This window comes from Paenarthrobacter sp. NPDC058040 (genome assembly GCF_042885775.1).
GTDB lineage: Bacteria > Actinomycetota > Actinomycetes > Actinomycetales > Micrococcaceae > Arthrobacter.
In genome coordinates, this window is record NZ_JBHVRN010000004.1 from 305,767 (window position 1) to 328,239 (window position 22,473).

Consider the following 22,473-nt stretch of genomic DNA (forward strand, 5'->3'; position numbering starts at 1 on the left):
CTACCGGTATTTGCGGTGCAGGCTCTCCTTGACCGACTCCCGCGGCGACGCATCTGCGATCCACGGACCTGTTCCCTCGGACTGGTCAAGCACGCCGGACTCAAGCCAGGTGTAGTCCCCGGCGAGGACCTTGCGCGAAAGGTGGTGATCGGCGTCGTCCGTATTGCGCCACAGCTGGTCGAAGTATTCGTCCACCCGCACGCGCGCCTGCTCGCAGTAAGCCTCTGCCAGTTCGAATGCGGCCGCGCTCTGTTCCGGGTGCGTGCGGAGCAGGTTTTCGGCGCGCGAACAACATGCGGCCATGGCAAAAAGCTCGGCTCCGATGTCCACGATCCTGCCCAGGAACGCCTGCTTGTGTTCCAGCTTTGCCTGCCACCGGCCCATCCCATAGAACGTCTGCCGGGCGAGCCTGCGCGAGGACCTCTCCACGAATCGAAGTTGCTTCGCGAGCCTGCCGAATTCGGTGTAGGACCTCGGATCCATGCCCGCGCCCGCAACCAGCTTGGGGAGCCAACGTGCATAGAAACCGGAAGCGCCGACGGCGGCACGGGCCTTGTCCTGCAGGCTCGCATCCGCCGAAGCGAGATCGCCCGCGGCAGCGAGGTGCGCGTCCACGGCTTCGCGGGCAATCAGGAGTTTCATGATCTCGCTGGATCCCTCGAAGATCCGGTTGATGCGAAGATCGCGGAGAAGCTGTTCGGCGGCGACGGCCCGTTCACCACGTGCCTCGAGCGAGTCCGCCGTTTCGAAGCCCCGGCCACCACGGATCTGGACCAACTCGTCGGCGATCCGGCAGCTCAGTTCCGTGGACCACAGCTTTGCCAGCGCAGCTTCGATGCGGATGTCCCGTGCTCCGGCATCGGCCATTTCAGCGGACAGTTCAAATACGGCCTCCAAAGCGAACGTCGTCGCTGCGATGAAAGCGATCTTCTTGCCGACGGCCTCGTGCTGGCCGACAGGGCGGCCCCACTGGGTGCGTGCGTTGGACCATTCGCGGGCGATCTTCAGGCTCCACTTACCGGCGGCAACACAGAGCCCGGGAATGGACAGGCGTCCCGTATTAAGGGTGGTCAGGGCGATCTTGAGGCCCTGCCCCTCGCGGCCCAGTCGGTTGGCTGCCGGGACACGCACCTGGTGGAATCGGGTCACGCCGTTTTCGATCCCGCGCAGGCCCATGAACGCGTTCCGGTTCTCAACAGTGATCCCGGGGGAGTCCATCTCCACCACGAAGGCGGAGATGCCGCCCTTGTGCGTGGTGCCATCCGCGTCGGTGTGGGCAGGAACCCGGGCCATGACCACCACGAGTTCGGCGATCACGCCGTTGGTGGTCCATAGTTTCACGCCGTCCAAAACGTAAGAACCGCCGTCGTCGGACGGTATGGCAGTGGCGCCCATGCGCGCGGGGTCGCTCCCGACGTCGGGCTCTGTCAGGAGGAAAGCAGTGATGGCGCCGGCGGCGCAGCGCGGCAAGTACTCCTGCTTTTGCTCGGGCCTGCCGAACACCTTGACCGGCTCCGGGACACCGATGGACTGGTGGGCCGAGATCAACGCGCCGAGGCTCGGGTGTACTGAACCGATCAGGGCAAGGGCGCGGCCGTAGTACACCAGGGACAGGCCCAGACCGCCGTATTCGCGGGGGATCTTCATCCCAAAGACGCCGAGTTCGGCGAGGCCGGAGAGATAGTGGTCCGGGATCCTGGCGTCCCGTTCGATCACCCGGCCGGACATGGTCCTGCAGTACGCCTCAAGTTTGGCCATGAACTCTTCGCCGCGCTCAACGTCCTCTGCTTTGGCTTGTGGCCAAGGGTGGATCAGGCCCAGATCGAAGCTGCCCAAGTACAGGCCCTTGGCGAAGCTGGGCCGGTTCCATTCGGTTTCGCGCGCGGCTTCGGCGACGGCGCGGGCTTCTTCTGCGGTGGCATTGACGCTTGCTGCGGAGAGACTGTTGTCAGTAGCGGACGTCATGGGATAACTCCTTTAGCCGGTTGTGCCGGTTGGAGCCAGGGTCCGCCTCGGGTGGGAACCCTTCAGCTGTCCCTCAATGCTACTCGCGGGTAGGTACCCGTGCCAGTGGAGACCTGCGGCTGAAAGTCGACCGGTAGTTCCACTTGTCCAGCGTGATGGACCAAGCGGTCCCACGCGAAGTTGATGCCATGGACCAGGCCACCCAAGACGCTTTTGACCAGGTACCAAGCGAAGCTCATGATGCCGATAACAACAATTGCCGCCATTGCAGCTGCTGCGATGAAGGCGACCAGGAGCGCGGCAAATCCCAAGGTCCCAATGAAGACGAACGTGCCGGTTTCAAGCGCAGTAAAGTCGAAGTTCATAGTGCCCCCCTATGCGACAGTGCGTGGGTAGACGCGGCGTTGCCGGCGTCGATGATCTGACCTTAGGGGTGCAGGGGCCTTCCGGCCAGCAGGGAAACGCGGTTGATACGGGATCGAAACCATACCCCGTGGTAGGTCACGGAAAGGGCACGACGGCGGCGGGCTCACCCGCGTGGGCGGCCCACCCAAGTAGGTCGCAGTTGTGCGCGTTATGAGGGCTCAAAACGCGCACTATTGCGACTTAGATGGGCGTGGACGCTCTGCGTTAACCTTGTACGGGGCAGTTTTCGCTGCCAGCCAGGATTCGCAGCAGCTGAAGGAGAGTAGTTGGCCCGTTCAGCCATGTCCTCCGCCGACGCCATCAGTGCGCGGCTTCGGGATCTCGAACAGCTGACCAAGGGGCCGGCGTGGGCGCTGACCCGTTCGGCGCCCTGGGTGATTGCAGTCCTTCAGGCATCCTTTACCCGCGCCCGGCCGCAGCTGCCACTTGAAGAGTTCCACGCCGACGTCGACGCTTTCCTTGAGCAGCTCAGACGCCAGGACCCTGCGCTCGGCGGCCAGCAGAACGGCAAGGCCTTCGGGGACGAATGGACCCGCAAGCAGTTCCTGACCCGGCGCAACCAGTCCGGCCAGATCGTCTACGAAGTTACTGAAGCCGCGGCCCGGGTGTTGGCTTTCCTGGACAGCCTCTCCAGTGAACGCTCTACCCTCAACGGCTCCCGTCTGGGAACCCTGCTTGGCGATGTGGAAAAGCTCGCCAACGAAACCAACCCGGACCAGAGCGCCCGCTTGGAAGCACTCGAAGAGGAAATCCAGGAACGCCAGCAACTGGTGGAGGACATCAGTTCCGGCGAATTCGACGGCCTCCTCGACGACGAGGAAGCCGTTGAGGCTGCGGGCAACATCCTGGACCTCGCTGCCAGCCTGCCGGCCGACTACAAGAAAATGCGTGACCGCATCGAAGAGCTGGTAGGCGAACTTCGGAACCAGATCATCGAGGAGTCGCTCAGCAAGGGTGCCACCATGGCCCAAGTCCTGGAAGCTGACAAACGCCTGCGGCAAAGTCCGGAGGGGCGAACCTTCCGCTCATTCACTGCCTTCCTGGAGGACCCGCAGCAGCAACTGCGTTTCCGCTCGGCGATCGGCGAGGTGCTGAGCCGGCAATTCGCTGACGACCTCTCCCTCGAGGACCGTGAAACGCTGAAGAACCTGGTCGCTGAACTGCGCACGCAGCACAGCCAGATCCAACGGATCTACGGGAAGCTGTCCGAGAGCCTCAATACGTACATCCAAAGCGACGATGTCCGCCAGTCGGTCAGCCTCCGGAAGGTCCTGGCCGAGGCTGAGCACGCGATCCGCTCCCTGCCGTACGAACGCGACCGGCCCGGCCTGGTTCCCGGACCCGTGCTGTTCAACGCGGGCTTCGAGTCCTTGGCCATGGTCAAGCTCTTCGACCCCGACGAGTTCGCGACTCCGCCGCGTCTGGCCGACCCCATCGCCTTCAGCGACTCGGACCGCGTCAAGTCCGCCCGCACCGGAAAGGCGAGGCCCGCCGTCGTGCGTGCTGCCATGGCGGGCTCAGCCACCATCGGTGAGGCGTGGAAAAACCTGCCTCCCGAGGAGCGCCACATCAATACCGTCCGCTCCCTGCTCTCCATGGCATTGCAGGCAGGTGCGGCCTTTGACCGGGCCACGTGGGAGCACATCGACTTCGAACAAATCGACGGCAGCATCCGCACGGCGTACCTGCCGGTCGTCTCGCTTAATGAGGATTCTGATGACTGAGGAAATCACGACGACGGACGCATCCATCGAGGAGGACGTCACCGCTGACGCGGGTCACCAGCCGGATCCCTTCCGGATCACACCCCGGGACACTTTCGTGGACGGCGCGGCTTTGTTTCCCGGGGATACCGGCGTGATTCCGATGAAGGTCCGGCATGCCTTGGTGAAGCTCCTCAAGGGTCCGTACATCGACGGTGGCCGGGATGAGAAGCTCTGGACCACCCTCCTGGACAACCAGCTCATCCTGCGCAGCCGGCTCTCGGAACTCTTCCTCACTCTGCAACTGGACCACGACCGCAAAATCGCGGTCCTCCGTCCCGTTGACCCGGAGATCATCGGTGCGAGCTCCCGTTCGAGCATCCTTCGCCAGCAGCGGGCCCTGAGCCGCGTGGAAACGATCGTGTTGCTCCGGCTTCGCCTCCTGTTGGACCGCCACGTGACGGCCCACACGGACCCCACCATTACCCGCGAAGAGATCTCCGACCTCGTGGCAAACTACACGCCCGCGGGCCAACAGGATGCGTTGAAGGACTCCGACGTCGTCACACGAACCATCACCAAACTCCTGGCCCGCCAGCTCCTCCTGCCCACTCCGCTCGATGACACCTACACCATCAGCAACGCCCTCCCGCTGGCCCTCCCCTTCGAGAACATCGGCGACATCCCGGCCCACATCGAAGCCCTGGTAGCGGTTGCGGCAGACGAATCGGGAACCGAGCCGCTGCTGGACCTGGACTCCGATTCAAGCGCTGACGAGTCTGCGGACGGGGTCGACGACGCCGATGCCGCCGAACCGAGCGGCGATGCCGGAGACATGCGGCAGCATGCGTCTAAGCGAGGTACGAGCGAGCATGCAGAGCATGTGTCCGGTACCGATGCGGACAGCGACCCAACACCAAAGGAGGCAGCCAAGTGACGATCGCCAGCATGCTCCCTCTCGGAGAACTCACCAACCCTGGCCAGATGCGCCTGGCACTCGTCCAGGTGGTCAACTGGGGTACCTTCCACGGCGCCCACACCATGCACGTGGACCGCAACGGCACGCTGCTCACTGGCAACTCGGGTGTGGGCAAGTCGACGCTCTTTGACGCGATGCTCCGTGTTTTCGACGCCCGCCCGCGTTCCAATGAGGCGGCTGCCCAGCGTGCGGGCGGTGCTGTGGAGGACAAGAGGACCACGTTCACCTATATGCGTGGCAAGGTCGGTGATAAGGCCGTGGGGGACGGCTCGGCCAGTGCCTTCCAACGCCCGGGTGCCACGTGGTCCGCCGTCGCACTGACGTTCGACAACGCTGCCGGCACCAAGGTGACGGTTTCGGCGCTGTTCGACCTGCCCAAGAACGGCACGGAGTCGAGCGTCGGGCGTTTTTACGTGATCGACAGCAAGCCCCTGGACCTGGAAGCGATCGAGGGTATCGCCCAGAAGCGCTTCACCAAGGGTGCCTTGGAATCGATCTTCCCCGAGGGGCAGGTATTCGACGTCCACAAGGCTTTCGCGGAGCGGTTCCGTAGGCTCCTGGGGATCAATTCGGACCAAGCGCTCCCGCTGCTTCGCGTCATCCAGGCCGGCAAGGGCCTGGGCGGCAGCGTTAACACGTTCTTCCGTGACCAGGTGCTGGACGCTCCGGCGACGCTTGCCGCAGCCGATGATGTGGTGGAGGAATTCAGCAACCTGATGTCCATTCGCCAGCGTTTGGAGGACGTCCGGCAGCAACGCGACCAGTTGGCTCCCGTACCCGGGCTGAACAAGGATTACGCGCAAGCCCTCCTGGACGCGAACCGCCTGCGTGAGCTGGCTGGCGAGGAATTCACTGCGTACAAGCAGCAACTCGCGGTGACCGTGCACGCGAAGACGCTGGCCCGGTTCAAGGAACTGGCGCAGTCGAAGGCCCAGGAACTCGCGGCCGAGCGGACTGTTCGGGACGCGTTGGCCAAGGAACTCCGCGAGCTGGAATCGGATTACAACAACCGCGGCGGCAACGCGATCTCGGCCATTGAGCAGTCGTTGGAGAACGCGCAAGTGAGCCTGAAGCTGCGGCAACAGGTGGAGGAATCCGCCAGGAAGGCGCTGGCCGATGCCGGCCTGAACCTGGAATGGTCCGCCGAAGGCTGGGATCAGGCCCACGAGCAGGCAGCTGCCCGTTCGGAGGCCTTGCAGGATGACTCCGAGTCCTTGAAGGAGCTTCGTTTCGAGGCCTTCGACGGGCACGCCACCAAGAAACGCGAATTGGCTGCGGCGGAGCAGGAACTGCTCTCGCTGCGGTCGCGCAAGTCCCTTTTGCCGCCGTCGAGCATTGAAAACCGGGCGGCCATTGCCGCGGCAACCGGGGTGCCGGAGGAACGGATGCCGTTCGGCGGCGAGCTGATGGACTTGGCCGAGGGCCAGGAGCAATGGCGTCCCGCAGCTGAGCGTGCCTTGCGAAACCTGGCCACCACGTTGCTGGTGCCCGGGGAGCACTTCGCGTCCGTGACGCGGTACCTCAACGACAACACCGTCCGCGGCGCTCTGCGCGCGGTTGACGTTTCCAAGCCCCTGGCTGGCGGCGCGCTGGCTGTGGAGGACGTGTCCGACGGCGACCTCTTGACGAAGCTGAGCATCCTCACCTCGGGTGCCAATGCGGATGCGGGGGAGTGGATCCGTGAGCGGATCGCCCTCGACTTTGCGTACCCGTGCGTGGAAAACCCCGACGACCTGGCAGCGCTGGACAAAGGCTTGAGCCTGGGCGGCGTGGTCAAGCGCAACCGGCACACTGTGGAGAAGGACGATCGCTTCACGGGCCGCCAGGATTACGTGCTTGGGTTCGATAACGCGTCCAAGCTGGAACTGGTCGCCACGCGCGTTGCTGAGCTGGAAAATGAGCTGGCGAAGGCCGCGGAACTTGCCCAAAGCCGCGAGGATTCGCACCAGGGAATGGCCCGGCAACTCGAAGCCCTGCGCCGGGTGGCCGAGGACGAGCGACCGTGGGAACAGGTATCCGCGGTGGTTGCGGCGGATGAATTGGCGCGGATCGAACAACGACTTGCCGACGCCCTCGCTGCCCAGGCCGACCTGGAGCCGTTGCGCACCAACATCGAGTCCGTGCGCGAAAAGCACCAGTCCTCCACAGGCTCGGCGGCAGTGCTGCAGAGCGAATACAAAGCGCTCGACCACCAGATGACCACAGCTGACGGCCTGCTCGATGCGGCGAGGCTGAAGCTTGAGCAGGCACCGCCGTCGGGCGCCACCGTTGCGGCACTTGAGCCGTACTTTGCCGGCGCCTCGGACGTTTCCGAACTCCACGAGCTGGACAACCTGGCCAACAACGTCCGCAACACCCTGCTCGACGAACTGCACGGCGCGGAGTCGCGCGGCCAGGCCACGGCTGAACGCCTGACGCGCATCTTCGAGGCGTTCGTTCGCGACTGGGGCAGCGCCATCAGCGCGGACCACGGCACATCGATAGGTGCCGCCGGCGACTTCGAATCCCGGTACCACGCGATCGTCAGCGACGGCCTGCCTGCGCAGGAAGCCGAATTCAGGCTGTTCTTCAACCAGCGCACGCACGAGTCGTTCAGCACGCTGCTGCACTTGCTGGACGAGGAACGCCGGAGCATCACCAGCCGCATCCTGCCGCTCAACGGGATCCTGTCCGACGTGAATTTCCATGAGGGCAGCTTCCTGGAACTCGATATCAAGCAGACGCTCCCGGCCACGGCCAAGCAGTTCAAGGACGCGATCCAGAACGCACTCAAGGCCAAGCACACGAGGCCCCGCGGCTCCGCGGTCGCCACAGAAACCGACGAGGATGCCGAGCTGACCGCGCGGTACAAGTCGCTCGAAACCCTGGTGAAGCGGCTTGGTTCGCAGACGCCCGAGGACCGCCGGTGGCGTGCCGAGGTCCTGGATGTCCGTGGGCACCTGTTCATCCAGTGCAAGGAACACCGCGAGGTGTCCGGCAAGACCAAGGCCGGCAAGAAGAAAACCGAAGTCTTCATGCACGCGGACACTGGTTCCATGTCCGGTGGCGAACGCCAGCGGTTCACCGCGTTCATCATGGCTGCGGCGCTTAGCTACCAGCTGGGCATTGCCGAGCAGGGCTTCACCACTTACGGCACCGTGATGATGGATGAGGCTTTTGTGCTTGCTTCCGAGGAATTCGCGGGTGCCGGCATCAAGGCGCTGCACGAATTCGGGTTCCAGCTGCTCCTGGCCGCACCGGAAAACGTGATCGACCTGTCGAGGCACCTCGGCTCAGTCACGGAAATCCTCCGCGATAAGCGCACCAACCGCTCGGGTGTGCTCACCGCGCCGGTCATTTCGGGGACGGGCGAACCCGGCGCGTGGCGTTCGGAAGCGAACCCCGTGGACATCGTGCTCCGCTGACCCCGTGGACCCAACTGGGTCGCAGTTAAGCGCGTTTAGAGCCGTCTAAACGCGCTTAACTGCTACTTACTTGGGTTAGCGCTGGGAACCGTTCCGGACCCTGTCCAGGAACTGGGCTGCCCGGAACTCCAAGCCAGCGATTTGCTTCAGGACCACGGCCGCGGGATCCGGATTGATCTCGTTGACGGGCGGCTCCTTGCGGACGTTGCCGCTGCACCCAAACTCGGCGCAGATCAACGTTCCCACCGTGTTGCCGTCTTTGCCGGACTGGCCCGCCCGCTTGGCAACCCACAGGTACACGTCGGCCTTGGAGAACACGTCCCTGCATAGTTCGCAGAGGACAGAGCGCTTCTTGCCGGAGCCTCCTTCGGGCGCCCGGAGCGTGATTCCCGTCAGCTTCCCGTTGAGCGGCAGCACGATATACCCGCGTTGGGGCATCTTTTCGTCCCGCCAGCCCAGGAAGTCCAAGGAATCCCACTCAATGGAGTCGAAATTCCGCGGCAGGTTGAGCTTGGCGGCCTCTGAGCGGCTGGCATTGATGAAAGACGAACGGATTTGTTGGGCAGTGATTTTCTGCATGGCGGTGCTTCCTTCAGGAATAAGAACGACGTCGGCAGCGCGCCTGGCGCTGGATCTGGCAGTGGAGCGTCGGTCGCCAAAAGCAGCGCGGAAGGCATGCCGATATGGCCAACGGATTCGTTGGCAAGCGATGCCTGAATTGCTACCTGGATGATGCCGACGCGTGGGGGTGTGCCAAGCAGGCCGAAGCGGCCACCCCGCCAACCATGGCTGCGGCAACTCGAACAGTGCGCACGCTCATCCCCTCGTCGTTTCCTTGGATCGGACCTGCGCGTGTGAAGCGGGAGTCCGCTGCCAATACTCCCAAACTTTCCGGGAAGCTGTCCAGCGAGAGAGGATCGGCGGGAAGGGGCGGTTTGGTGAGAGAGGATCGGCGGGAAGGGGCGGTTTGGTGAGAGAGGATCGGCGGGAAGGGGCGGTTTGGTGAGAGAGCGTCACGGGGTTTGGGCGGGAAATTGCGTGATGGGCGGATTACGCGACGCAAACGTTTCGTAATTATCGAAAGGCTAGGCTAGCCTTACTTAGGTTCGCATCACTTACCTAAGGAGTCCCGTGGCTTCCCTTCTCCCACGCCGCGCCCTGCTGAAGACCGCAGGTTCTGCGACGGTCGCCCTTGCCGCCGTCGCCCTCACCCTCACTGGCTGCTCCACGGGGCCCGCCACCACCACCCCGGCCTCGCAGCAGGCTGAATCGGCCGCCTTCCCCGTGACCATCAAGCACGCGTTCGGTGAGACCACCATCAAGGAACAGCCCAAGCGCGTCGTCACGATTTCGTGGGTCAACGATGACATCGCGATCGCCCTCGGCGTGGTCCCCGTAGGTGTTCCCAAGAACGAGTGGGGCAACAACGACAAGGGCTCCACCCCGTGGAAGGACGCCGCGCTGGAGAAGCTCGGCGCCGGCTTCGGCACCGACAAGGCCCCGGTCCAGTTCTCCGAGGCGGACGGCATCAACTTCACCGAGATCGCCAAGCTCAGCCCGGACGTCATCCTCGGCGCGTACTCCGGCCTGGAAGAAGCGGACTACAAGAAGCTCTCCGAGATCGCCCCGGTTGTGGCCTACCCGGAGCTGGCCTACGGCACTCCGTGGCAGGAAAGCACCACCATGATCGGTAAGGCCCTGGGCAAGGAAGCCGAAGCCAAGAAGCTGGTTGAGGACACCGAAGCCACCATCAAGGACAAGGTCTCCAAATACCCGCAGATCAAGGACAAGACCTTCATCTACGGCAACCTCGAGCCGGCCAAGGGTGACGGCGTGAACGTCTACACCGCCATCGACAACCGCCCACGATTCCTCTCCGAGATCGGCATGAAGCTGGCGCCCGTAGTCACCGAGAACACCAAGACCAACAAAGACTTCTTTATCCCGTGGTCCGCTGAAAAGGCCAACGAGCTCGCCTCCGACGTCTTCGTCACCTGGGTTCCGGAAGCCGCCACCGCAGACGCCATCAAGGCCGATCCGCTCCTGAGCCAGATCCCGGCCATCAAGTCCGGCGCGCTGGTTGCAGACAGTGACCAGACACTGACGCTCTCCATCTCCGCTTCTTCGCCGCTGAGCCTGCCGTGGGCACTGGACACGTTCCTGCCGCAGCTCGGTGCCGCCGCCGACAAGGTTGCGGGCAAGTAAAGCAATGAAACTGAGTACGACGACGGCGGCCACCGTGGCGCGGGTTGGTGGCACTTCGGTGCCGGGTAACCAGCGAGGCATCGCGCCGGGCAGCAACGTGGCCGGAGGGGGAACCCGGCCGCGAACCGCAGGTAAGCGGACCGCTTGGCTGCTGGCCGCCGTCGTCGTACTCGCCGCAGCGTGCGCCGCATCCTTGGCGATCGGTGCGCGCGGGCTTCCCCTCTCCACCATCTGGGAAGCCATGACCCACTTCAACCCGCAAGACGGCGACCATGCCGTGGTCATCGCGCGGATTCCCCGAACGGTCCTGGGCTTGCTGGCCGGAGCCGCACTGGGCCTCGCCGGCGCCGCGATGCAGGGCGTGGCCCGCAACCCGCTGGCCGATCCCGGCATCCTCGGCCTCAACGCCGGAGCCGCCTTGGCGGTAGTGGTGGGCATCTACGTTTTCGGGATCGGCTCCCTGACCGGTTACATCTGGTTCGCCTTCATCGGGGCCGCAGCGGCCGCCGTCGTGGTTTACGCCATCGCCTCGCGCGGACGTGACGGTGCGACGCCGGTCAAGCTCGCCTTGGCCGGTGCGGCACTGAGCGCCGGTTTGTTTTCCCTCATGAACGTCATCCTGGTTTCCAGCCAAGACACCTTGGACCGCTTCCGTTTCTGGCAGGTGGGCAGCATCGGCGGCCGTGACTGGTCCGTGCTTCTCCCCGCGCTGCCGTTCCTTGTTGTGGGGGCCGTGATCGTCATGGGCGGTGGCCGTGTGCTGAACAGCCTGGCCCTCGGTGACGACATTGCGCGGGGCCTCGGCCAGAACGTTGGCCTGTCCCGCGGCATCATTGGCCTGGGGATCGTGCTCCTGTGTGGCTCAGCCACCGCGCTGGCAGGCCCTATTGGCTTCCTTGGCCTGGTCATTCCGCACGCCGTCCGTTCCCTGACCGGACCGGACTACCGCTGGATCCTTCCGTTCTCCATGGTTTCAGCGCCCATCCTCCTGATCGTGGCGGACGTGATCGGCCGCGTGATCCTCCTTCCCGGCGAAGTTCCCGCGGGCATCATGACGGCGCTCGTCGGCGCTCCAGTCTTCGTGTGGCTGATCCGCCGCGGAAAGGCGGCCGGACTGTGAGCACCCTCAAATCCGCCCCCGAGTTGGCAGTTAATGGCAATAATTCCCCGGAACACCCTCATCAAATGCCATCTCGCCGCGCGTTCAGCCCCACGATCTTCCTCGCTATGGCCTTGGTGGTCATGTTCGCCGTGTACGTCCTGCTGGGCAGCTATACCGTGACCATTCCCGACTTCTTCAAGATCGTCATCAACCACCTCACCGGCGGCGAGAAGATCCCCGGTGCCAGCTTTATCGTCATGGAACACAAGCTGCCCCGGGCCGCCGTTGGCACGCTGATCGGAGTGGCGTTCGGCCTCGCCGGTGCGCTGTTCCAGACCATGCTCCGCAACCCGCTGGCCAGCCCGGACATCATCGGCATCAGCTACGGGGCCAGCGCAGCCGCCGTCACCGCGATCGTTGTCTTCGGCGCCTCAGGGGCTGTCATCTCGGGCGCTGCCCTGGGTGGAGCCCTTGGAGTTGCCGGCGTCATCTACGCCATCTCCCGCACCACCGGCTCTGGCGGGGGCCGCGGCAACGCTGCCGGAAACAGGCTGATCCTCGCCGGTGTGGGAATCGCTGCCGCCCTGCACGCAGTGGTGAACTTCCTCATGACCCGCGCCGATATCCGGACCGCCGCGGACGCCCTCGTCTGGCTCAACGGCTCGTTGAACTCGGCCAACTGGGAGCGCACCGGAGTCCTGTGCGTTGCCCTGCTGATCCTGGTTCCCGCGGTCATCGCCCTCGCGGGTCCATTACGCATGCTCGAACTCGGCGACGACGCTGCTGCCGGCCTTGGCATCAAAGTCAACGCGGCCCGGCTGGGACTCGTGCTGACCGCCGTCGGACTTGCCGCCGTCGCAACCGCCGCAGCAGGTCCGGTGGCTTTCGTTGCCTTCCTTGCCGGACCGATTGCCCGCCGGATCGTCCGTAAACCCAGCCTCCCGGCGTCGGCCCTGACCGGTGCCCTGATCGTGTTGGCGGCAGACTTCTTCGCCTCCAACATCGCGCCCGTCATTCTGGACGGAACCGTCCTTCCCGTTGGCGTTGTTACCGGCGCCCTCGGTGCACCGTTCCTGCTGTGGCTCCTGCTCACGTCGAACCGAAAGGAAGCCTGACATGGCGATCCTTAATGCCAAGGACCTGACGCTCCAATACGAGCAGCGCAAGGTGGTGGAAGGCCTTTCCACGGAGATCCCCGAAGGCAAAGTGACCATGATCGTGGGTGCCAATGCCTGCGGCAAGTCCACCTTGCTGCGGGGGCTGTCCCGGCTTTTGAAGCCGAGTGGCGGTGCGGTAACCCTTGACGGGAAGGACATCCACTCACGCCCGGCCCGCGAACTTGCCCGCACGCTTGGCCTGCTCCCGCAGCACCCCACGGCGCCGGACGGCATCACTGTCCGGGACCTCGTGGGCCGTGGCCGGTACCCGCACCAGGGCTTCTTCCGCAGCTGGAGCGCCACCGACGACGCCGCCGTGCAGCGCGCGCTCGAAGCCACCGCAACGCTGGAACTCGCCGAGCGCAGCGTCGACGAACTGTCCGGCGGACAGCGCCAGCGCGTTTGGATTGCCATGGCCCTTGCCCAGGAAACCGACGTCCTGCTGCTCGACGAACCCACCACGTATCTGGACCTCGCCCACCAGGTTGAAGTCCTGGACTTGGTCACCGACCTCAACCGCAGCCGCGGAACAACGGTGGCGATCGTGCTCCATGACCTCAACCTCGCCGCACGGTACGCGGACCACGTGATCGCCATGAAGGGCGGCTGCATCGTGGCCGAGGGCCCTGCGCCGGTGGTGGTGACCGAGGAACTGGTCCACACCGTTTTTGGTTTGGAATCCCGAGTGGTTCCGGATCCTATCTCAGGCACGCCACTGATTGTTCCCATTGGGCGCCACCACGCCGATGCCCCACAACGCAATGGGCACCACGCCCGTCACGCCAACGAACTGGAGATCGCCTCATGAGTGCACAACCCACCCGGGCCAAAGCGAGCGCCGCAGTGGAACCGATGACCCTGGCCTTCGACGTCACAGTCACCGCGGTCCAGGAGTTGAGCCCCAACTTCCGCCGCATCACGTTCGGCGGATACTCGCTGCGTGACTTCGGCGTGGCGGGCGACACCCTGGATCTCCGCGTGAAGCTCATGATTCCTTCCCTTGACGAGGCCGGACGCATTATTCCGCTGCCGGAGTTCAAGATGGAGGAGGCCGGCTGGTACCAGGAATGGCTTTCCATGGACGCGGCCGTCCGAGGCTCGATGCGTACCTACACGGTCCGTGCGGAGCGGCTCGACGCTGTGTACCCGGAAATCGACATCGACTTCGTGATGCACTTCGACGACTCCGGCCACGGTGGACCCGCCGCCAACTGGGCAGTCGCAGCCAGGCCGGGCGATGCCTTGACCATTATCGGTCCCAACAACCGGGCCGCCCAGTGCACCACCGCCGGTGCCTACGGCGGCATCGAGTGGCGTCCCGGTTTGGCCCAGCGTGTGCTGCTCGCCGGCGACGAAACCGCCGTCCCGGCCATCAGCGCCATCCTCGAAAGCCTGCCTGCCGACATGACGGGCCACGCGTTCCTCGAGGTGCCCTCCGCGGCAGATTTCCAGGACATCACCACCGCGGCGGACATCGAGATCACGTGGCTGGCCCGCGGCGCAGCCATCGGACGCTCCCGTCCGCACGGCGAACTGCTCAAGGCAGCCGTCGCCAAGGCGGTCCCCGTTCCCGGTTGGGTTGGTTTGAAGGGTTCGGACACCGCTGCCGGCCCGGAGCCCGAGGACGTCAACGTTGACCAGGAAATCCTTTGGGAAACCCCGCAGCGGATGGACGCAGCGGCCATCGAAGCCACCAAGAATCCCACCCTTCCTGCCGGCGCGTTGCCGTTCTACGCCTGGATCGCCGGCGAAGCCTTCGTGATCAAGGAAATGCGGCGGTACCTGGTCCGTGACGTTGGCATTGACCGGAAGCAGGTTGCCTTCATGGGCTACTGGCGCCAAGGCAAAGCAGAGGGCTAACCCCTCCCACCGACGCTCTCTCACGTAAACCCCCTTTCAGGCGATCGCTCTCTCACTTTCTTCGGGCAAGTGAGAGAGCGTCCGGTGGAAGGGGGTGTTTGGTGAGAGAGCGTTGGTTCATCTGGGGTTGGTCCGGGCTTAACCGGGCGGCGGTAGCGTCGGGCGGGTGCGGGATGTTTTCGCGGCTGACCAGAACGGACGACGGCGGTACGTCGCCTTGGGGGATTCCTTCACCGAGGGCGTTGGGGACCCGAGCAAAGTCCTCCCCAACGGCGTGCGCGGATGGGCGGACCGGGTGGCCGAAAAGCTGGCAAAGGCCGAGCCGGGCTGGGAGTACGCCAACCTCGCGGTGCGCAGCAAGCGGCTCCGCCAGATCATCGATGAGCAACTCGAACCCGCGCTGGCCATGGAACCGACGCTCATTACCCTTTACGCGGGCGGGAACGACATCCTCGATTTCGGGACGGACATGGAAGCCCTGCTGAACGATTACGAGCTTTTCGTGGCCCGGCTTGCCGGTACTGGCGCAACCCTGGTCCTGTTCACGGGCTTCGATGTCAAAGTCTCCGCCGTACTGGAACCCTTCAAGAAGCGCAACACCTTGTACAACCAGAGGGTCCGCGATGTGGCGGAAACGTACGGCGCTGTCCTGGTGGACTACTGGTGTTTCGATGCCTATAAGGATCCCCGGATGTGGGCTGCGGACCGGCTCCACATGTCCAAGGCCGGCCACAAGTACCTGGCCGCCCGGGTCCTTGACCAGTTGAACGTTCCGCACAAGATCTCGCCCAAAGAATGGGATCCGCCTACCCGCATGAGCCTGCGGGAGTGGGAACGCAAGCAACGCCGCTGGGTCAACGACTGGGTGTTGCCATTGTTCGGACGGAAACTGCGTGGCATCACCCTGGGCGATTCCTTGAGTCCGCGGTGGCCGGAACCGGTGAAGGTACCCCGGAAGGGCGGGTTGAAGAAGCTGATGGAAGGGGCAAGCCAGTGAAGCAGCCGGTCCGGTTCGTGGCGTTGGGCGATTCCTTCACCGAAGGCGTCGGGGACAACGACCTCCGGTTGCCCAACAATTGCCGGGGTTGGGCAGACAGGGTGGCGGAGGAATTGGCCCGGCACCAACCGGCTACGCGTTACGCCAACATCGCCATCAGGGGCCGTCGGCTCCAGCGGATCATCGATGAACAAATCGAGCCGGCCTTGGCCATGAACCCCACGCTGGTCACGTTCTATGCCGGCGGCAATGACCTTCTGATGGCCCGGCTCAACATGGCCCGGCTCATGCGTGATTACGAGCACGCCGTCAAGCGGATCAAAGCCAGCGGAGCCACGGTGGTGCTGTTCACGGGATACAACGTGCCGCTCTCACCGCTGCTGGAACCACTAAAGCTCCGCACGGCGATTTACAACAAGCACATCCGCCGGATCGCCGCATCATACGGCACGCTCCTGGTGGACTATTGGTGCTTCGAGAAGTTCCAGGACCCCCGCATGTGGTCGCCGGACAGGCTGCACATGTCCCGGCCCGGCCATTGCTACATGGCCAAGAAGGTCCTTGAAGTCCTTGGCGCACCGCACTCACTGACTTCGCCGGCGTTTGCACCGCCCCGCACGCGGACAGTCACCGAAAACATCGTCGACGACGTCGCCTGGCTCAAGCGCGACGTCGGACCCTGGCTTTCGCGCAGGGTCCGCGGGGTGTCCAGCGGCGACCGTTTGGGGGCGCGCTGGCCGGAACTGATGCCGGTGGTGCTCCCGGAAAAGCTGGGGACGGCGAGAGCCAGGCCTCAGGAGTCCAGCAGGTTCTCGTAACCGTCAGCGACGCTGGTTGCCGTGAACTCGATGATCTCGAAGTCGGCAACACCGTTGCTGTAGAACGGGTCCTTGGCCAGGGATTCATCCAAGGTGAGCCTGTCCGCCTTGGAGAGCAGGACTCCGCCGATGGCTGGGACGCGACGTCCCGACGCAAGGAACACACCGGCGTCGAACGCGTCCTTGAGCCAGGCCATGTGGCCGGGCCGGTGGAAGTCGACAATTTCGTCAGGAACTTTGTAGGTCAGGGAGACTACGAACATGTCGCCAGCCTACCGTTTAGGCTGCCGTCGGACGGGTGGGAACCAGGGATTCTCCTAAGATGGACCCATGACTGAACCCCGCTGGCTGAACGCTGACGAACGCCGTGCCTGGCTGGCCCTCCTGAGCATCAATACTTTGCTTCCCGCGGCTTTGGATACGCAGCTTCAATCGGCGGGGAAACTGTCGCTTTTCGACTACAACGTGCTGGCAATGCTCTCCGAAACCGAGGGCCGGTTCCTTCCAATGAGCGAGCTGGCTGCCCGCACCAGTGCATCGCTTTCGCGGCTTTCCCACGTGGTCACCAAGCTCCAGAAACGCGGATGGGTTGAGCGGCAGGCTCACCCCCGGGACGCCCGCGTCACCGTTGCCCACCTGACCGAAGCCGGAATGTCCACCATCGTTTCCCTGGCGCCGGGCCACGTGGAGTCGGTCCGCACGCTCATGATGGATTCCCTGACCCCCGATGACGTCGCCGACCTGGCCCGCATAGGCGAAAAGATCGTGGCGCGCCTGGACAACAACCACTGGATTCTCCGCGACTCCGAGGTCTGAGCGCGGAGACTTTGTTGCCCCGGGCATCCGGGTGGCAGACTTGCGCCATGGAATTTTCTGCGCGCTATGTTGCCTTGGGGGATTCGTTCACTGAAGGTCTCGGCGACGCCGACGGTACCCGCCCCAACGGAGTCCGCGGTTGGGCCGACATCGTGGCCGGGCAGCTCGCACGCAGCAACGAGGACTTTGGCTACGCCAACTTGGCCATCCGCGGCAGGAAACTGCGGCAGATTATGGCAGAGCAGGTGGACGCCGCCGTCGAGCTCAAACCCACGTTGGTGACCCTGTACGCAGGGGCGAACGACATCCTGCGGCCCACGATCGATATCGACTCGCTTCTGGAGGATTACGACGCTGGCATCGCCAAGTTAAGCGCGTCGGGCGCCACGGTTGTCCTCTTCACAGGCTTCGATGCCAAGGGTTCCAAGGTTTTCAGCACCATGCGCGGACGGACCGCGGTCTACAACGAGCTGGTGCGTGAAATCGCCGAGCACCACGGAGCCCTGCTGGTGGACTACTGGCGCTTCGACGAGTACGACGATTGGCGCATGTGGGACACCGACCGGATGCACATGTCCACGGCCGGACACCTCAACATGGCCAAGCGCGTGCTGGAGGTTTTGGAACACGAACACGTGATTGAGATTCCGGAAATGGCACCCCAGCGCCTCCTGAGCCGTTCCGAAGCTGTGCGTGAAAACGCCAAGTGGGTGCGGGAATTCGCGGTTCCCTGGGTGGTGCGGCGGGTGCGCGGTACTTCCTCCGGAGACGGGCTGAGGCCGAGGTATCCGGAGCTGGTCCGGCCGCTCTAACAGTCAGGCTGCGTTCCGGAAACCAGGCGTTGCCATCAGCGTATTTTCCTTGCGGACGGCCAGGACCTCCACGCCCCACTTGTCGACGGCGAGGTCCATCATCCGGGTCCCACCGGCAACAATCGCTGTGGCCAGGACATCGGCCGTGACGATGTCCTCCGCGGCCACGGTCACTTGGGCGAACTCGGCACGTCCCGACCCGACGGCCCAGATGTGTTCCCCTCGTTCGGCGGAACCTGACGTTGCCAGCGCCGCCAGCCGCGACTTGCTCCGGGGTCCCAGCGGACAGGTCCCAAGCAGGGCCTGCCGGTCCATTGGATCAACAATCCCGGCGAGCCAGGGTTGGCCCGAACCCGGTGACCCGCCGACTGTGATGTCTCCGCCGGCATTGAGGCACCAGTCATGCAGGCCAAGCGCTGCCAGCGTCAGGGCAGCTTCCCGCATAGCCTGGGCTTTGACGATTCCGGAAAGATCCAGGATTCCGTCCGGGCGCTCCGCGGTAAAGGCACCCTCTGTGGCCAGGCGCCACTCGCTCGCCTCGGCATAGCTGGCCTGCATGGATTCGGAAGCGTAGGGCAGCGTCAGTTCGCCCCGGGCCAGCCGGCTCGCCTCGGAGCCCTCACGGTACAGGCTGAACGTCAGGTCCAGTTCCGCAAAGATGGTGCCAACGACGTCGACGGCGGACTCCAGTTCGTCGACGGCGGTTTGGGCGTAGTTGCCGCTCGCCACCGTCAGGCTCACCACTGTGCCCATGCTGCGGAAGGTGCGGGCCCGGAGCTGTTTTCCGCTAGAAGTGGGCTGCATCGAGGGCTGCCTGGAGGGACGTGAGGTAGGCCTCGCTGGTTACGGTGGCGCCGCCAACCGTCTGGACGTTCGCGGATTGTGCCTGCAAGACCTCCGATCGCAGCACGGGAGCTGCCCGGCTGCTGATTTGCGCGGATTTCCGTTCGGCGTCCGTCAACTGGAGCGCCGTTACTTCGGTGATCTTGCCGTTCTGGATGGTCACCTGGACCTGGACTGTACCGAAGCGGGTCTGGACCGCCGCGCCGTCGTACGTTGCCGCCGTCGTGCTTCCCGCGCTGGTGCTGCCACCGGAACCACTGCTGCCGCTGGAGCCAGTGTTGCCGCTTGATCCGCCGGCTGTAGCGCTGCTGCTGAGGCTGATGGTTGTGGCGCTGCCCGTTTCGGCGACGTACGCCCCGGACTGCCAGCCCGCCAAGAGGATCCCGGCGGACGCCACCGCAGTGGCCATTGCTGCTCGAAGTCTCACCAGTCGAACCTTTCGTAATGGAGCTGTTCTGTCGGAACCCCGGCCGCCTTCACGTCTTCGATGACTGCTTCGGACCATGCTGCAGGGCCGCAGACGTAGACGTCGGCGTCAGCGATGCTTGGCGCGTAGGACGTGAGGTTGAATCCCGACTGGACGGCGGACTGTGGAAGCCACGGATGGGTTCCGGCGGACCGGGGACCCGTCAGATGGAAGAGTGTGACGCCCCGTGCTTGGCACAATGCCATGATTTCCTGCCCCAGGAAGAGCTCGGAATCGTCGTGGCCGCGAAGCAGGACCGTGGCGTTGCCGGGTTGGAAGGGAGTTGACTCCAACAGGGACCGCAACGGCGTAATTCCGATTCCGGCGCCGATCATCACCACGTGGTTCCGCGCCCGGGCGGCTGTGCTGAACATGCCGTAGGGTCCCTCGACGGCGACCTTGGTTCCGGGCTTCAGCCTTGCGAGCTTGGTTGAGCCGTCACTGAGGCTGCGGACAGTAATGCGCAGTTTGCCCGGTTGGCCCGGCGCTCCCCGGACAGGCTCGGCGGACAGGCTGAAGGGGTGCGCTTCCCACCAATATCCGGGAGCCAGGAAGCGCCAGAAGAAGAACCGGCCGCCTGATCCGGACAATCGGTCCAGGTGAAGTCCGGTCATTTCGATGCTGAACACATCCGGTGCCACGCGGACCACTCGGCTCACTGTGAGCTGGTGGCGGAATGTCGCCAGCAGCGGCTGGACAATCCGGAAGCAAACCAAAGCCGCGCCCGTCGCAATGCAGAAGGCCATCCAATACCAACGTTGCCACGTGCCCTCGGCGAAGAGCCCGCCCACGCTGAATTGGTGGGGGATCGCGGTGGCGACTGCGGCGTAAGTGAGCAGGTGGACTGCGTACCAGAACTCGTACGGGAACTTCCGCCGGACTGCGACCAGCGAGGTCACCACGACACCGATGAACAAGGCCATGGAAACGAATGCCAACCACATGTCCGGCACGTTGATCCACAGGGACACGGATTCGCTGAGGGGATCGAGCCCCTCAGCCATGCCGTAGCCGATGGCGATCAGGAGCCCGTGCGCCAGGAGCAGGTACAACGCCGGCTTGCCTAGTTTCTTGTGGACCTCAAGGGCGCGGTCGTGCCCGATCGTAGTGTCGATGAACGGAATCCTGGCCGCCAGAAGGAGCATGAGCAGGACCAGGTCCATGCCCACCAGCCCGGCCACTATGCCCAGGTTCGTGGCTGTTCCGGCCACCGACGAGAAGCCGCTGATCCCGCCGTCGGCGAGCCACAAGGCTACCGCCGCCACCGGCGACAACCACGCGAGGCCGCCCAGCACATCCTGCCGCGCCAGCCGGCGTCGAGCCTGCGGCCTAAAGCGTTCGACGGCGGCAGGTGCGGTCCGCGGGGCCGGGGCCGGAGGGCCTTGCACGGGTTCTCCGGCAGTAGTCCGGGGTGTCAGTAGCGATGTCATGAATCAAGACTCGCCGTGCATCCTTTCGATCTGCTGTGAAAGGCCTTGAGCGGGCTTATGATTCCTGATTGGTCTTAATTTGGCCCTGCCCGTAGAATAGTTAGGCGCTAGGTAGTGCGGAGCGTGTGCAATTGCTCCGGTTGGCGGTAAGTGTCGGTCTGACTGACATCCCGTGGGCCGGTAGTTAGGGGCTCAAGTTGCGTGCATCCCTGTATCCGCCCAGTATCCCAGGATCTGTTGCAGTATTCTTTACTGTCCTGTTCTGAGGCCTCACCTTCTTCGCCGCGTTACTGCGGTTTTCGGGGAATGGACTGGATGCGGACGCTGCCTGTCGCACGGTATTGCGGGAAGATCCTGCACGCCGTTACATCAAAACTTTGGAGGAGAGTCATGGCAGCACACTGCCAAGTGACCGGAGCCGAGCCGGGCTTTGGACACAGCATTTCGCACTCGCACCGCCGCAACAAGCGCCGGTTCGATCCCAACATCCAGAAGAAGCGTTACTGGGTTCCGTCCCTGCGCCGCAACGTCACCCTGACGCTGTCGGCCAAGGGCATCAAGGTAATTGACGCACGAGGCATCGACGCGGTCGTCGCCGAGATCCTGGCACGAGGAGTGAAGCTCTAATGGCAAAGGACAAGGACGTACGTCCCATCATCAAGCTCAAGTCCACTGCGGGCACGGGCTACACCTACGTTACGCGCAAGAACCGTCGTAACGACCCGGACCGCCTGGTCCTGAAGAAGTACGACCCCAAGATTCGCCAGCACGTCGAATTCCGAGAGGAGCGCTAAACACATGGCTAAGAAGTCCAAGATTGCTCGCAACGAGCAGCGCAAGGTCATCGTAGAGCGCTACGCTGCCAAGCGCCTCGAGCTGAAGAAGACCCTGGTTGACCCCAACGCGTCTGACGAAGCCCGCGAAGCTGCACGCCTCGGCCTGCAGAAGCTGCCCCGCAACGCCTCCCCGATCCGTCTGCGTAACCGCGACCAGATCGACGGCCGTCCCCGCGGCACCTTCCAGAAGTTCGGTATCTCCCGCGTTCGCTTCCGCGACATGGCTCACAAGGGTGAGCTGCCGGGTATCACCAAGTCTTCCTGGTAAGCATCAAGCTCTCAAAGGGCCGGTAACTGTTTGGTTGCCGGCCCTTTGGCGTTTTAAGCCCCGCTGTTTCCGGACGCTCTCTCAGGTAAGTGCCTCTTGGGGCGGATGCTCTCTCGGGTAAGTGCTGTTTGGGTGGGGCGCTCTCTCGTTGGTGGTTTGTTGTGGGGTGGGGTCTGGTTGGTGGGTTTTTGGGTGTGATGGGGTTCACGGGGTGTGGATTTGTGTGTGGGGTTGGGGCTGTGTAAAGTTATTCGAGTTGCCGCCGCTGATGCGGAATGAATGGTGACAATTTCCCTTTCAAATGGCCGGTTTCCGGTGGTGCTTTGGTGTGCTGCTGGGTGTTGGTGGGGGTTCGGGCTGGTTTGCTTTGTGCGGCTGGTTCGGGT

General features: G+C 64.0%; 22 protein-coding genes. 15 read left to right on the forward strand and 7 right to left on the reverse strand.

The features are described 5' to 3' along the window. Together ACFVSJ_RS07695 and ACFVSJ_RS07700 are read right to left on the reverse strand one after the other, a co-directional pair. Positions 1-1,965: an acyl-CoA dehydrogenase family protein gene (locus ACFVSJ_RS07695; RefSeq protein ID WP_387435639.1), complete on the reverse strand. Its 1,965-nt coding sequence runs from the start codon at positions 1,963-1,965 to the stop codon at positions 1-3. 62 nt (positions 1,966-2,027) lie between these two features. Next, a complete protein-coding gene (locus ACFVSJ_RS07700) occupies positions 2,028-2,330 on the reverse strand; it encodes a hypothetical protein (RefSeq protein ID WP_387435641.1) in 303 nt (100 codons plus the stop codon). A gap of 327 nt (positions 2,331-2,657) precedes the next feature. On the opposite strand from ACFVSJ_RS07700, the gene ACFVSJ_RS07705 reads away from it, so the two are divergent. Genes ACFVSJ_RS07705 through ACFVSJ_RS07715 form a run of 3 tightly spaced genes read left to right on the forward strand, consistent with a single transcriptional unit; the run spans position 2,658 to position 8,477 of the window. Next, entirely contained in the window at positions 2,658-4,115 is a 1,458-nt protein-coding gene (locus ACFVSJ_RS07705) for a DUF3375 family protein (protein WP_387435643.1), read from the forward strand. After that, on the forward strand, positions 4,108-5,031 hold the full coding sequence (locus ACFVSJ_RS07710; RefSeq protein ID WP_387435644.1) for a DUF4194 domain-containing protein: 924 nt from the start codon (positions 4,108-4,110) through the stop codon (positions 5,029-5,031). The genes ACFVSJ_RS07705 and ACFVSJ_RS07710 overlap by 8 nt, the downstream gene beginning before the upstream one ends. After that, positions 5,028-8,477, forward strand: coding sequence for an ATP-binding protein (locus ACFVSJ_RS07715; RefSeq protein ID WP_387435646.1), 3,450 nt, complete (start codon positions 5,028-5,030; stop codon positions 8,475-8,477). Before ACFVSJ_RS07710 ends, ACFVSJ_RS07715 begins: the two co-directional genes overlap by 4 nt. A gap of 75 nt (positions 8,478-8,552) precedes the next feature. Here ACFVSJ_RS07715 and ACFVSJ_RS07720 read toward each other — a convergent pair whose 3' ends face one another. Further along, complete coding sequence (locus tag ACFVSJ_RS07720) at positions 8,553-9,056, reverse strand: FBP domain-containing protein (protein ID WP_387435648.1); 504 nt, start codon at positions 9,054-9,056, stop codon at positions 8,553-8,555. Between the two features lie 552 nt (positions 9,057-9,608). Here ACFVSJ_RS07720 and ACFVSJ_RS07725 point away from each other — a divergent pair. From ACFVSJ_RS07725 to ACFVSJ_RS07755, 7 genes are all read left to right on the forward strand, one after another. After that, entirely contained in the window at positions 9,609-10,682 is a 1,074-nt protein-coding gene (locus ACFVSJ_RS07725; RefSeq protein WP_387435650.1) for an iron-siderophore ABC transporter substrate-binding protein, read from the forward strand. Between the two features lie 4 nt (positions 10,683-10,686). Further along, positions 10,687-11,802, forward strand: a complete 1,116-nt coding sequence (locus tag ACFVSJ_RS07730) for a FecCD family ABC transporter permease (RefSeq protein ID WP_387435652.1) — start codon at positions 10,687-10,689, stop codon at positions 11,800-11,802. 65 nt (positions 11,803-11,867) lie between these two features. Then, entirely contained in the window at positions 11,868-12,899 is a 1,032-nt protein-coding gene (locus tag ACFVSJ_RS07735) for a FecCD family ABC transporter permease (protein WP_387435654.1), read from the forward strand. Position 12,900: 1 nt separating this feature from the next. After that, a complete protein-coding gene (locus ACFVSJ_RS07740; protein ID WP_387435656.1) occupies positions 12,901-13,749 on the forward strand; it encodes an ABC transporter ATP-binding protein in 849 nt (282 codons plus the stop codon). Then, entirely contained in the window at positions 13,746-14,801 is a 1,056-nt protein-coding gene (locus ACFVSJ_RS07745) for a siderophore-interacting protein (RefSeq protein ID WP_387435658.1), read from the forward strand. Before ACFVSJ_RS07740 ends, ACFVSJ_RS07745 begins: the two co-directional genes overlap by 4 nt. A gap of 166 nt (positions 14,802-14,967) precedes the next feature. Continuing rightward, positions 14,968-15,798 carry an SGNH/GDSL hydrolase family protein gene (locus tag ACFVSJ_RS07750; protein WP_387435660.1) on the forward strand — a complete coding sequence of 277 codons (831 nt, stop codon included), beginning with the start codon at positions 14,968-14,970 and terminating at the stop codon, positions 15,796-15,798. Then, positions 15,795-16,616, forward strand: coding sequence for an SGNH/GDSL hydrolase family protein (locus ACFVSJ_RS07755; protein WP_387435662.1), 822 nt, complete (start codon positions 15,795-15,797; stop codon positions 16,614-16,616). Before ACFVSJ_RS07750 ends, ACFVSJ_RS07755 begins: the two co-directional genes overlap by 4 nt. On the opposite strand, the gene ACFVSJ_RS07760 is transcribed toward ACFVSJ_RS07755, so the two are convergent. Continuing rightward, positions 16,592-16,879 (reverse strand): YciI family protein, encoded by a 288-nt coding sequence (locus tag ACFVSJ_RS07760; RefSeq protein ID WP_387435664.1) that lies wholly within the window; start codon positions 16,877-16,879, stop codon positions 16,592-16,594. The two genes, ACFVSJ_RS07755 and ACFVSJ_RS07760, sit on opposite strands and share 25 nt — an antisense overlap. A 67-nt stretch (positions 16,880-16,946) precedes the next feature. Between ACFVSJ_RS07760 and ACFVSJ_RS07765 the strand changes: the two genes are divergently transcribed. Together ACFVSJ_RS07765 and ACFVSJ_RS07770 are read left to right on the forward strand one after the other, a co-directional pair. After that, entirely contained in the window at positions 16,947-17,432 is a 486-nt protein-coding gene (locus tag ACFVSJ_RS07765; RefSeq protein WP_387435666.1) for a MarR family winged helix-turn-helix transcriptional regulator, read from the forward strand. Positions 17,433-17,479: 47 nt separating this feature from the next. Next, positions 17,480-18,244 (forward strand): SGNH/GDSL hydrolase family protein, encoded by a 765-nt coding sequence (locus ACFVSJ_RS07770; protein ID WP_387435668.1) that lies wholly within the window; start codon positions 17,480-17,482, stop codon positions 18,242-18,244. Positions 18,245-18,247: 3 nt separating this feature from the next. Here ACFVSJ_RS07770 and ACFVSJ_RS07775 read toward each other — a convergent pair whose 3' ends face one another. The 3 genes from ACFVSJ_RS07775 to ACFVSJ_RS07785 are packed head-to-tail and all read right to left on the reverse strand — an operon-like array spanning position 18,248 to position 20,983. Further along, positions 18,248-19,048 carry an FAD:protein FMN transferase gene (locus tag ACFVSJ_RS07775; protein ID WP_387435670.1) on the reverse strand — a complete coding sequence of 267 codons (801 nt, stop codon included), beginning with the start codon at positions 19,046-19,048 and terminating at the stop codon, positions 18,248-18,250. Beyond that, positions 19,032-19,514, reverse strand: coding sequence for an FMN-binding protein (locus tag ACFVSJ_RS07780; RefSeq protein WP_387435672.1), 483 nt, complete (start codon positions 19,512-19,514; stop codon positions 19,032-19,034). The genes ACFVSJ_RS07775 and ACFVSJ_RS07780 overlap by 17 nt, the downstream gene beginning before the upstream one ends. Next, positions 19,511-20,983, reverse strand: a complete 1,473-nt coding sequence (locus ACFVSJ_RS07785; protein WP_387435674.1) for a ferric reductase-like transmembrane domain-containing protein — start codon at positions 20,981-20,983, stop codon at positions 19,511-19,513. The genes ACFVSJ_RS07780 and ACFVSJ_RS07785 overlap by 4 nt, the downstream gene beginning before the upstream one ends. Before the next feature lie 390 nt (positions 20,984-21,373). Here ACFVSJ_RS07785 and rpmB point away from each other — a divergent pair, with 390 nt between their 5' ends. From rpmB to rpsN, 3 genes are read left to right on the forward strand one after another with little or no spacing between them, the layout of a single operon-like run. Beyond that, on the forward strand, positions 21,374-21,610 hold the full coding sequence (gene rpmB / locus ACFVSJ_RS07790) for a 50S ribosomal protein L28 (protein ID WP_387435675.1): 237 nt from the start codon (positions 21,374-21,376) through the stop codon (positions 21,608-21,610). Continuing rightward, positions 21,610-21,777 (forward strand): 50S ribosomal protein L33, encoded by a 168-nt coding sequence (gene rpmG, locus ACFVSJ_RS07795; RefSeq protein ID WP_003798558.1) that lies wholly within the window; start codon positions 21,610-21,612, stop codon positions 21,775-21,777. Before rpmB ends, rpmG begins: the two co-directional genes overlap by 1 nt. A 4-nt stretch (positions 21,778-21,781) precedes the next feature. After that, complete coding sequence (gene rpsN, locus ACFVSJ_RS07800) at positions 21,782-22,087, forward strand: 30S ribosomal protein S14 (RefSeq protein ID WP_021474711.1); 306 nt, start codon at positions 21,782-21,784, stop codon at positions 22,085-22,087. The last annotated feature ends 386 nt before the right edge of the window (positions 22,088-22,473 follow it).

Bases quoted from the DNA above. Each gene is read 5' to 3' on its own strand.
- ACFVSJ_RS07695 (WP_387435639.1), bottom strand. From the start codon at position 1,965: ATGACGTCCGCTACTGACAACAGTCTCTCCGCAGCAAGCGTCAATGCC.
- ACFVSJ_RS07700 (WP_387435641.1), bottom strand. From the start codon at position 2,330: ATGAACTTCGACTTTACTGCGCTTGAAACCGGCACGTTCGTCTTCATT.
- ACFVSJ_RS07710 (WP_387435644.1), top strand. From the start codon at position 4,108: ATGACTGAGGAAATCACGACGACGGACGCATCCATCGAGGAGGACGTC.
- ACFVSJ_RS07720 (WP_387435648.1), bottom strand. From the start codon at position 9,056: ATGCAGAAAATCACTGCCCAACAAATCCGTTCGTCTTTCATCAATGCC.
- ACFVSJ_RS07730 (WP_387435652.1), top strand. From the start codon at position 10,687: ATGAAACTGAGTACGACGACGGCGGCCACCGTGGCGCGGGTTGGTGGC.
- ACFVSJ_RS07735 (WP_387435654.1), top strand. From the start codon at position 11,868: ATGCCATCTCGCCGCGCGTTCAGCCCCACGATCTTCCTCGCTATGGCC.
- ACFVSJ_RS07740 (WP_387435656.1), top strand. From the start codon at position 12,901: ATGGCGATCCTTAATGCCAAGGACCTGACGCTCCAATACGAGCAGCGC.
- ACFVSJ_RS07745 (WP_387435658.1), top strand. From the start codon at position 13,746: ATGAGTGCACAACCCACCCGGGCCAAAGCGAGCGCCGCAGTGGAACCG.
- ACFVSJ_RS07760 (WP_387435664.1), bottom strand. From the start codon at position 16,879: ATGTTCGTAGTCTCCCTGACCTACAAAGTTCCTGACGAAATTGTCGAC.
- ACFVSJ_RS07765 (WP_387435666.1), top strand. From the start codon at position 16,947: ATGACTGAACCCCGCTGGCTGAACGCTGACGAACGCCGTGCCTGGCTG.
- ACFVSJ_RS07770 (WP_387435668.1), top strand. From the start codon at position 17,480: ATGGAATTTTCTGCGCGCTATGTTGCCTTGGGGGATTCGTTCACTGAA.
- ACFVSJ_RS07775 (WP_387435670.1), bottom strand. From the start codon at position 19,048: ATGCAGCCCACTTCTAGCGGAAAACAGCTCCGGGCCCGCACCTTCCGC.
- ACFVSJ_RS07785 (WP_387435674.1), bottom strand. From the start codon at position 20,983: ATGACATCGCTACTGACACCCCGGACTACTGCCGGAGAACCCGTGCAA.
- rpmB (WP_387435675.1), top strand. From the start codon at position 21,374: ATGGCAGCACACTGCCAAGTGACCGGAGCCGAGCCGGGCTTTGGACAC.
- rpmG (WP_003798558.1), top strand. From the start codon at position 21,610: ATGGCAAAGGACAAGGACGTACGTCCCATCATCAAGCTCAAGTCCACT.
- rpsN (WP_021474711.1), top strand. From the start codon at position 21,782: ATGGCTAAGAAGTCCAAGATTGCTCGCAACGAGCAGCGCAAGGTCATC.